Origin of the sequence: Stieleria sp. (assembly GCF_041595215.1) — a bacterium.
Lineage (GTDB): Bacteria > Planctomycetota > Planctomycetia > Pirellulales > Pirellulaceae > Stieleria > Stieleria magnilauensis.
Map to the genome: position 1 here is coordinate 1 of NZ_JBFHKV010000209.1, position 9,642 is coordinate 9,642.

8 protein-coding genes and 2 pseudogenes are annotated in these 9,642 nt (G+C 59.6%); 3 read left to right on the forward strand and 7 right to left on the reverse strand.

Annotation, left to right across the window (positions count from 1 at the left end; genetic code table 11):
- The 4 genes and pseudogenes from ABX749_RS10530 to ABX749_RS10545 form a co-directional block, all read right to left on the reverse strand.
- Positions 1 to 767: pseudogene (locus tag ABX749_RS10530) on the reverse strand (hypothetical protein); the annotation flags it as partial.
- Between the two features lie 5 nt (positions 768 to 772).
- Positions 773 to 1,774 carry a GDP-mannose 4,6-dehydratase gene (locus ABX749_RS10535; RefSeq protein WP_372895941.1) on the reverse strand — a complete coding sequence of 334 codons (1,002 nt, stop codon included), beginning with the start codon at positions 1,772 to 1,774 and terminating at the stop codon, positions 773 to 775.
- Positions 1,775 to 1,823: 49 nt separating this feature from the next.
- On the reverse strand, positions 1,824 to 3,173 hold the full coding sequence (locus tag ABX749_RS10540) for a glycosyltransferase family 4 protein (protein ID WP_372895942.1): 1,350 nt from the start codon (positions 3,171 to 3,173) through the stop codon (positions 1,824 to 1,826).
- 41 nt (positions 3,174 to 3,214) lie between these two features.
- The gene (locus ABX749_RS10545) at positions 3,215 to 4,204 is read right to left on the reverse strand and encodes an NAD-dependent epimerase/dehydratase family protein (RefSeq protein WP_372895943.1); all 990 of its coding nucleotides are present in this window, start codon (positions 4,202 to 4,204) and stop codon (positions 3,215 to 3,217) included.
- 623 nt (positions 4,205 to 4,827) lie between these two features.
- Between ABX749_RS10545 and ABX749_RS10550 the strand changes: the two genes are divergently transcribed.
- The 3 genes from ABX749_RS10550 (at position 4,828) to ABX749_RS10560 (ending at position 6,714) form a co-directional block, all read left to right on the forward strand.
- Positions 4,828 to 5,529: a Bax inhibitor-1 family protein gene (locus ABX749_RS10550; protein WP_372895944.1), complete on the forward strand. Its 702-nt coding sequence runs from the start codon at positions 4,828 to 4,830 to the stop codon at positions 5,527 to 5,529.
- A gap of 5 nt (positions 5,530 to 5,534) precedes the next feature.
- The gene (locus ABX749_RS10555; protein WP_372895945.1) at positions 5,535 to 6,263 is read left to right on the forward strand and encodes an LON peptidase substrate-binding domain-containing protein; all 729 of its coding nucleotides are present in this window, start codon (positions 5,535 to 5,537) and stop codon (positions 6,261 to 6,263) included.
- Positions 6,264 to 6,375: 112 nt separating this feature from the next.
- Positions 6,376 to 6,714, forward strand: coding sequence for a TraR/DksA family transcriptional regulator (locus ABX749_RS10560; protein ID WP_095739053.1), 339 nt, complete (start codon positions 6,376 to 6,378; stop codon positions 6,712 to 6,714).
- A gap of 6 nt (positions 6,715 to 6,720) precedes the next feature.
- On the opposite strand, the gene ABX749_RS10565 is transcribed toward ABX749_RS10560, so the two are convergent.
- From ABX749_RS10565 to ABX749_RS10575, 3 genes and pseudogenes are all read right to left on the reverse strand, one after another.
- Positions 6,721 to 8,271, reverse strand: a complete 1,551-nt coding sequence (locus ABX749_RS10565; RefSeq protein ID WP_372895946.1) for an anti-sigma factor — start codon at positions 8,269 to 8,271, stop codon at positions 6,721 to 6,723.
- Positions 8,268 to 8,864 (reverse strand): sigma-70 family RNA polymerase sigma factor, encoded by a 597-nt coding sequence (locus tag ABX749_RS10570; protein WP_372895947.1) that lies wholly within the window; start codon positions 8,862 to 8,864, stop codon positions 8,268 to 8,270. The genes ABX749_RS10565 and ABX749_RS10570 overlap by 4 nt, the downstream gene beginning before the upstream one ends.
- A gap of 162 nt (positions 8,865 to 9,026) precedes the next feature.
- A pseudogene (locus ABX749_RS10575) lies at positions 9,027 to 9,642 on the reverse strand (hypothetical protein); the annotation flags it as partial.

Below are 9,642 nucleotides of genomic sequence, written 5' to 3' on the forward strand. Positions count from 1 at the left end.
AGCCACAGCGAACCGAACGTTTTCCATCCAGTTCGCTCTGCAGACTCGCCCGCGTCGCCTTGGTGCGACAGGGCCGAGCCGCGATAGACGATCAAGCCCAGCGCCGATGCGATCCCCAGATTGATCGCCAACGCCGCGTTGTTTCGGTTCAGAAACGTTCCAAACGGCGCCCCTTCGCCGCCGCTGCGAAAGCTCCAGAGGTGAAACTGTGGAAACAGTTTGCGGCCAAGCCCGATCAGTGCCACCGAACAGGCGCCCAGCGCGATCGCCGAGAGCAACCAAGTCGTTCGCCCTCGATGGTGAAACACCAAGACGGCAACAAACGAGACCAGAACGGCGATCGAAAGATTGGCGATCGCGTGTCTGGAATCGAACGGGGCGATCGAAATCGTGAGGGATTGGGAGAGATCGACCGGCAGAATCCTGCCTGCCCAATTCACAGACGCGGAATAACTGGCGGGGCTCAACCATGCGACCAGATGCGACGTCAGGGGCACGGTTTGCAACGTGGCCGCGGCCAACAAAACCAACAACAACCCGGTCAACGCAAACGCCTTGGGCTGCAAGCGAATTTCGCCCGGGCAGCCGACCGAAAGCGATCGGGCCAGCAGGGCGATCAAGCAGGCGAAGGTCAATGCGACCGCGGAGGTGTACTTGGTCCATGGCAAGATGCCACCGAAATCGCTGGCCAACATCGCGGGAGCAATCCCAAATGTGAACGCAGCGATCCAGAGCAGCAATTCGGAAAGACGTTGGCGCGAATACAATCGGCTCAGGTTTCGGCACGTTGACGCGACGCCGCCAGCGCGTCCAAATCGGACTGGACCATGATTTCGGCAAGTCGGGGAAGCTGCGTTTCAGCCGTCCACTGCAGCGACTCGGATGCCCGACTGGGATCGCCGACCAGATGCGTCCCTTCGCTCGGTCGCATGTAGCGGGGGTCTTGGGTCACAAACTCTTCCCAGTTCAATCCGACCGCATCAAACGACGCCGCCAGAAAATCTTTGACACTGTGCGCGGTCCCCGTCGCGACGACAAAGTCATCGGCGGCGGGTTGCTGCAACATCCGCCACATCGCTTCGACGTACTCGGGGGCGTACCCCCAGTCACGACGTCCATCCAGCGATCCGAGCGAAAGTGTTTTTTGCAGCCCCATCGAAATCGCGGCGGCCGCACGTGTGATTTTGCGAGTCACAAACGACTCGCCGCGGCGGGGCGATTCGTGGTTGTAGCAGATCGCGTTGCAGGCAAACAAACCGAAGGATTCTCGATACAACGTAACCATTTGCGTCGCGAACGCCTTGGCAATCCCATAGGGCGTGACCGGACGCATCGGCGTGGTTTCGTTCTGCGGGGACTGGTCGGGACGCCCGAAAATCTCGCTGCTGCTGATGTGCAGGAACTTGGGTTGTTTGTCCAAGTCCCGGAGGATTTCGAGCAACCGAAGGGTGCCCATGGCGGTGAACTCGCACGTCGTCTCGGGGATCTCAAAGCTCGCCCCGACGTGACTCTGTCCGGCCAGGTGATACAGTTCGTCGGGCGTCGATTTGAGCAGGATGCGACGGATCGTCGTCACATCGCTGAGGTCTGCGTAGTGCAAGAAGAGGCGTTTGTTGTAAACGTCTTCTTGGTGAAACAGTTGGTCCAACCGACCGCGTGCGGTGATGCTGCTACGCCGCACGATTCCATGGACGGTGTAGCCCTTGCTGATCAGCAACTCGGTCAAATAGGACCCGTCCTGACCGGTGATTCCGGTGATGAGTGCCGTTGGCATGTGTGGTTTGCTGAGCTTCAAAGGGTCAGCAATCTAGAGGATCAGGAACTTAGAGTGTCAACGCGAAGCCCGAGTCCGACGCACTGAGATGCCGAGAGAGGGGGGCTTCGTGCAGGTTATGGTCGGTCAGGTCGATGGCGTGATCGGAGAGGATGCTGGCGAGGATTTGCGAAAATTTCTTGACGATCACGGGGCGATCAAAGTGGCGGATCGCCGCGTCCCTTGACCGACGTTGGCGATTGACAAAGTCGCAGGTGGAGGTGCGACGCGATTCCGCTTCGGCTTTGGCCACCGCGTCCGCAATGGCACTCGGCGATCCCGGTGGAACGCACCAGCCGATGTCGCGTTCACGAACGGTTTGGCACAGATCCGTTTGCGGGTCCGCGACCGCAATCACGCAGCGGCCCGCAGCCATGATACCGTACAGCTTGCTCGGGCACAGACAACCGGTGACGTTTTCGTGCATCGAGACGACGTGGACGTTGGCGGCAGACAAACTTTCGGTCAGTTGGTCGCGCGGCTGATAATGGACAAATTCAACACGCCCCGGCGGAAGATTCAGCCGCGCGGTGTGCTCAAGCAACTTGTCACGCGACGCCCCGTTGCCGACGAGCAACAATTTTGCCCGAGCCGGCCAATGCGGTTGGGCCGCCGCACTGATCAAGACTTCCAAACGCTGGGTCAGCCCCATGTTGCCGGAATGCATGACCACGAACGCATCGGCCAATTCAAAGCGTTTTCGAAATTGATTCTCGCGAGGATCGATCGGGACAATGGTTTGACAGTCCGACCAGTTGGGAACGATTTCGATCTTGTCGCGTTGGATTCCCCACCGAGGCCCGGTCAGACGCCTCCGCATGCAGCGTCCCAGCACGATAATCCTTGAAGCATTCTGGTACGCGGCGCGCAACTTTCGTCTCAACAGCGGTGCGACCAGTGGGATTCGTACTTTGCCAACCGCTTCCGCCACATCGGGATAAATGTCTTGCAGATAAACACAGTGCTCGGCACCGACCCGACGGGCAAACTCCGCCCCCGCGATCGGCAATAGAAACGGATCGGTCTCACTGATGACCACGTCGGCCCCCCAGTCGACTTTGCGGAGGAAGCGACGGGCGGAATAAAAAAACGAGAGCAGATTGAGGATGCGTCCGAAGGGGTTCTTCTTGGCGAATTGATGATGCGCCAGCCGGTGGATCGTGACGCCGTCGCGGACTTCTGCACCGACCTGCAAATACGAGCTGCTCGGTTCAGGGCTATTCGGCTGGCCGCAAACCACATGCACGTCGAAATGCGGGGCCAGACCGCGGCACAAGTCCGAAAGCAACTGACCGGTCGCTTCGATGTCCGGCCAGTAGGACCGATTCAAAAAGACGATGCGGCGACGTGGAGTGGGCACGGTAGGCTTCGGCTCAACGAGATCGGTCTGGTCGGGAGGAATCATGGCAGAACAATTTTTTCCGACCACGGCTTATTAGTTTGATACCAACGCACGGATTCGTCCAATCCTTGTTCCAACGAAACCTCAGGTTTCCACCCCAGCAGCTCGCCCGCTTTGGTGATGTCCGCACTGGTGGTCATCATGTCTGCCTGGTGGAAGGGCAAATACTCGATGATCGCTTTCTTGCCGAGCCGATCTTCGAGCATGCCGATCAAGGTATTAAGCGAAACCGGAGTCCCACCCCCGCCCAAATTAATGATTTCGTATCCCACGGGTTTCGCCGCCAAGATGGTTCCCCGGGCGATATCGTCGACATAGGTGAAATCGCGAGACTGCTCGCCGTCGCCGAATAATTGAATCGGAACGCCCTCGTCGATCCAGCGAATGAACCGGAAAATCGACATGTCCGGACGCCCCGCCGGCCCATAGACGGTAAAGTAGCGACAGATCGAGACATCGATTTGATACAGGTAGTGGTGGCTGTACGCCATCACCTCGGCGCCTTTCTTGCTCGCCGCATAGGGGGAGATCGGCGTGTTGACCGGCAGCGATTCGCTAAACGGCATCGGCTGGCCGGCGTACAGGGACGACGTCGACGCGAGGACGTATTTGCCGACGCCGGTCCGCCGCATCTGATGCAGCAGATTTAGACTGCCCAACGAGTTGGTCGTCTCGTAGATGTGCGGATTCTCCATGCTGTACCGGACGCCGGCCCGGGCAGCGAGATTAAAGACGGCGTCGAAGGAATCGTCGTCGAACAGTCCGGCCAACGCATCCTGGTCTTCGATATCGATCCGATGAAAACGGAATCGATCCGACTCGAGGGCCTTCAGCCGGTGTTCCTTCAGCGTGGTGTCGTAGTAGTCGTTGACGTTGTCCACTCCGACGACCGTGTGCCCGGCGTCAAGCAACAGCGAGGCTACCCTGTTGGCGATGAAGCCCGCGCAACCGGTGACAAGATAGGTTCCAGGTGTATCAGCAGTGGTCATCGTGAAGTCTTGAACGTGAAGGTCTTTCCAGGAGTGGACATGGGACGCGAGAGCCGCGGGCGGCGCGGACTTCGTCCACGTGGGTGACACCTCTCGTTCAGACGTGCCACCACCGGGTAAGGTGGATATCACAATGAGTCAGCGGAACGGGCCCATCGCGTTGGGACTGACCCGACGGACTGGGGAGTCTGTCTCACTGGCTGGCCAAACACGCTGACGGCCGGATGCACGTCGAACGCGCGCCGGCCGATGCGTGCGAAACTAGTCATCGCCTATTTGAGCCTCCGATCACCAATGTCGTCCACTGAACCGGCGCGCATACTTGTGGAACCGTGACGGTTGCATGGGCGTTGCGTGTTGGGCGATTGATTCGGTTTGCGAGCTCAATTTTGCGCTTCCGACGGCAAACGGCGCATCAAATGGACGCGGGCAAAGCTATATTGACGCAGTGACACAAGCCCGGGCAGGGAGAGCTTCGCGGGCGACGGGTCTTCGAGTGCGTCAGTTTTTGGGGGGCAGCGCACCCGGCTTGCATCTGTTATGGTGCCTAGAAGGATGCCCCAGGGTGGATGCGATTTTCCAATCAGCGAGATGTTTCAATGAGCAATGTGAATCCATATTCCGTGACCGACGTAGGAGTACCAGCCGCGTTTGCCGACGAGTCAGCTCGCGCGGGGTTCATTCGACGAACTTACACCCACCTGTTCGGCGCCATTTTGGCGTTGATCGGGATCGAGGCGGTGATTTTCACCGTCGTCCCACAGGCCAAAATGATGCAACTGGTTCAAAGCGGGTCGCCCTGGACGTGGCTGATCGCGTTGGTCCTGTTCATGGGGATCGGCTGGCTGGCCCGGTCTTGGGCCAGCAATGGGGCGTCGCCTGCGATGCAGTATGCCGGTCTGAGCTTGTATGTGGTGGCCGAGGCGGCGTTGCTGTTCCCGCTGCTGTACGTGGCCATCACGTTCGTCGACCCCAAGACTCCGCTGATGGCGGCCGCGGTCACACTGGTGGTGTTCGGGGGCCTGACCGCGTTTGTGTTCATCACGGGTGCCGATTTCAGCGGCTGGGGTAAATTCCTGGCGTTGGGCGGGTTCGCCGCGATGGGTGCGATTTTCGCGGGGATCTTGATGGGCTTTTCGCTCGGGCTGTGGTTCAGCGTCGCGATGGTCGCCCTTGCCTCGGGGTATATCCTGTACGACACCTCGAACGTGCTGCACCATTACCGCACCGACCAGCACGTGGCGGCATCCCTGGCGCTGTTTGCATCAGTCGTGCTGTTGTTTTGGTACGTGTTGCGGATCTTGATGGCGTTTGCCGAAGAGTGAAATTGATGGGTGACTTGGACGACTTGACTCGCTTGCCGGACGACTTTGACGGTCAGGTCCGCTTGTTCCCGTTGCCTTCGCTGGTCCTGTTTCCGCACGCCATGCAACCGCTGCACATCTTCGAACCTCGGTATTGCGAGATGCTTGCCGAGGCACTCGAAAGCGACGAGTTGATCGCAATGGCGACGCTGACCGAGACGCCACCGATCGGCAAAGGGGATCCGCCCATCGATCCGACCGTTTGCATCGGCAAGATCGTCTCCCACGTCGAACGCGATGACGACCGGCACAACATCTTGCTGGTCGGCATCAAACGGGCCCAGGTCACTGCAGAGGTCGATGCGGGGCGTTGTTTCCGGATCGCCAAGATCAACGTGTTGGACGATCTGTATCCGCCATCGGGGATGAACGACCGCAGCCAGCTTCGCGCCGCGTTGTTGACTGCGTTCGGCGATGTGATCCCGGCCAGCCAGAGTGTCCAACAAGGGCTGAGCGAACTGTTGGCCGGCTCGATGGGGTTGGGTCCGATCACGGACATCATCTCGCACACCCTGCCGCTCTCGGTGTCGATGAAATTGCGGTTGCTGGCCGAGCAAGACGTCGACCATCGCGCCCAATTGTTGATCGAGTTTCTGGCCAGTGGTGCCGTTCAATTGCCTGCTTCCGATCAGCAGTCCGGCGGCAATGCGGCGAAAACCCGGCTGCCGTTTCCGCCTCCGTTCAGCACCAACTAAGCGGCGACTCCGGGAGGAAAGCGGGGGGTGGTGGAATCGACGTGGGGGTGCGTTTGTTCTATGTTGGTGGTTTCGTCTGCCAGGCTGATCTTGACATTCTCTAAGGAACGTGATGACAACTGAATCTGAACAACCGACTCCCGACTACTCGGCCGTTCGCGCCGAACTGCAGGCGAAGCTCGATAAGCTGGTCACTCGCGTCGAGGGAATTGACACCGACCTCAGCGAAGCGGTCAACGAAGACTGGGAAGAACGCGCGACCGAGCAAGAAGAAGACGAAGTGCTCGCCGGCTTGGGGAACGTCACGATGCGCGAGATCAACCAAATCAAAGAGGCACTGCACGCGATCGAACAGGGCACCTACGGCATCTGTGCCCGCTGCGGTGCCCACATCGATCCGGCCCGGCTGGAGATTCTGCCGTTCGCAACGACCTGCATCAAGTGCGCGTAGGGCAGCTTACCGTCGGCCTCCGCGCCGATCGGGGCGGTAGTAAATCGCCTTCATGATTTCTTCCGGCGGAAGTAGATCCAACACGTCGGGCTCTTCTCGCGAACGGTAGCGATCAAGCGGAGTCGATTCATCGGCTTGGAACGCCGGTGAATTCCGGCGAAGCGCTTCGAGGGTCCATGTCCGCAGCGTATCGCTGACCGCAACCACTTCACCGGCAAGCTCGGTCGACAGGCTTGTTAGCGCACTCAGGTCCTCGCGGGCTTGGTCATCCAACAGCGCCTTCAGGTCTTGGTATTCGCGGTCGGTGACGGGAGGAATCCGCGGAGGCGGCGGGCGTCGCCCCGGATCACGCTGATCGTCGACGTCCGAATCATCTTCGTCAGCTGGTGCCGGCGGCCCATTGTTTGGCGGCCCATTGTTTGGCCCCCTTGGCCCGCCACCGCCGGGTCCCATGCGCAATCCGCCACTGAATCCGGAAAATCCCGGGCCACGACCCCGCCAATCGCGGTCGTCGACCATCGCGCGAAGCATGAAGTACTCCGCCCATTGTTCGTCGCGCCCCTGCTCCTTGAGCATGGCTTTGCCCCGTTCAATTCCGGCGGCCAAACCTGGTATCTGCTCCATCCGTTGCGTCAACAACCATTGCAACCACAAATAGATCCGATCCGACGTTTCTTCGCTGATCAATTTTCCCGAATCACGGGCCAGATCGTTCATCGTGATATCGATCGCCAGGTCAATCGCATTTTGGCGCACGGCTTCGTCGGTGCTTTGCAGATCATCGCGTAATTCTTCACCGACGCTTTCGATCCAGACCGACGCGGCTTTCATGGTCCGCAATAGCTTTTCACTGTCCTTGGCGTTGCGGACTTCCCTGGCGATCCGCCTCAATTCCTGCTTGGTTTCTTCGCTGTATCCGCGATAGGCCTCCCAGCGGACGACCAACTTCTCGCGCGTCTCGGTGGGCAATGACTGCAGCGCGGCGTCGCGGTCTTGCAATGGAATGGAAGCGACCACACTGGCCGGAGCCATTTCTCGCTGACCGACCTGTTCCATCGTTTCGATCATGTTTTGCCAGCGGGGATTGTACGCAAGCTGATAAAAGAACGAAAAATTGTCGCCCAACTTGTAGGCTTCGTGGTCCTCGGCGATCGCCAGCTCTGCCAGGTCATTGCGGAGCGCGATCCGATTGGCGATCGACACGCCGATGGCACCGGCGGCAAATCCGGCGACCAGCAAGGCGACGAAGACCAGGTGTCTCCAATGCTGGCTCACCCAGCCGGCTTCCGATTTCTTTTCCGGAATGATGTCGGCGACGAGTAGTTCGATGGTCGATTCCACCAGTTTCTCGTTGGTGGACTCTGAGGGTAACTCGTCCAGCCACTCCCACCCGGATTGCAGCGTTTGCAAACGTCGCTGGAACTCGGTCTCCGCGACCAGCCGCTTCTCGACGGCCTTCCGCTCGGCGTCGTCGAGTTCGTCATCCAAATAGGCGACCAACAGTTCATCGTCGGGATCAACCGGTTCGTCATCGGTTAGCAAGACACTTTCGCTCATGGTTCCACCTCGCTCGGGATCACCCCCGCCTCGATATACGGCTGCAAGATTTCGCGCAAGTTGACTCGTGCTCGACTGAGTAACGATTTGACCGCTTTGGTGGTCAGTCCCATCGTTTCAGCGATTTCGGCGTAGCTCAAATTCTCAAAACGCGACAGCATCAACGCCGTCCGCTGTCGCTCTCCCAAGGCTTCGACCGCTTGTCGGACGATCGCGCCGCGTTCGCTGCCTTCGACCAATCGACCGGGCATCAGCGAACTGGCGTCCAACGCGGTGGCGGCCAGAATGCCGACGGCCTGGGAGCCGTCGGAGGTCACCGGTGCGTCGATCTCGTTGACCTCCTGACGCCGTCCCTGACTTCGCGTCGCGTTTCGTGCCACATTGGCCGCGATCGTAAACAACCAGGTCGAAAACTTGGCGCCGGGCTCGTAGCTGTGACGCGCCCGGAAAACACGCATGAACGTCTCTTGTGCCAGATCTTCGGCCAGATCCGGTTTGGGACCGATCGTGCGCATCAATCGAACCAGCCGAGGCTGATACTTTCGCAGCAACTCCTCAAACGCAGCGGCGTCGTCGTTTCTGACACGAATCATCAACCGGACGTCGGGGTCCGATTGCTGGTAACGCAGTGCGGTGGAATCACTAACAGCCAAACGATCGGAGACGCTAAGAGAAATGAAGAATCGGCTTCAATGCCTGAAATCGAGCATTTTAGTCTATCACGATGAAACCCGCCCTAGCAGTCCAGGTTCCGCTCATTCGTGCGCAAGCACGCTTTCTCGCAGCCGCCCCAGCACTGCAACGGCGACCACGGCCAGCAATTCCACCCCGATAAACAGCAAACGAGCCAAAATCGCAGCCAACAGGGCGTGAGATCCCCCGATCACCGGCGCCAGCACCACCGCCAACGTCAACTCGCGAACCCCCGCGCCGCCTGGCAGCAACGACGCGAACCCGACCACCATCGCCAACGCGATTGACGCGACCGAGGCGGCATAGAGCAGCAACGCGGAATGCGCCGTCCGTTCGCCCGGAATGCTATCAACCAGCCAAGCAAACGACGCACCGATCAAAGCCCAGGCAACGCCCTGCCCGATCCAGGCAGAGACAAAGAAACGCCAGTCGTGGCCAACCGCAACGACGACCGACTCCGCTCCAACCACCCCAGGGTCTGTCCCCATCACCCCAGGGTCTGTCCCCATCACCCCAGGGTCTGTCCCCATCACACCAGGGTCTGTCCCCATCACCCCAGGGTCTGTCCCCGCCAACCCAGGGTCTGTCCCCATCACACCAGGGTCTGTCCCCATCACACCAGGGTCTGTCCCCATCACACCAGGGTCTGTCCCCATCACACCAGGGTCTGTCCCCATC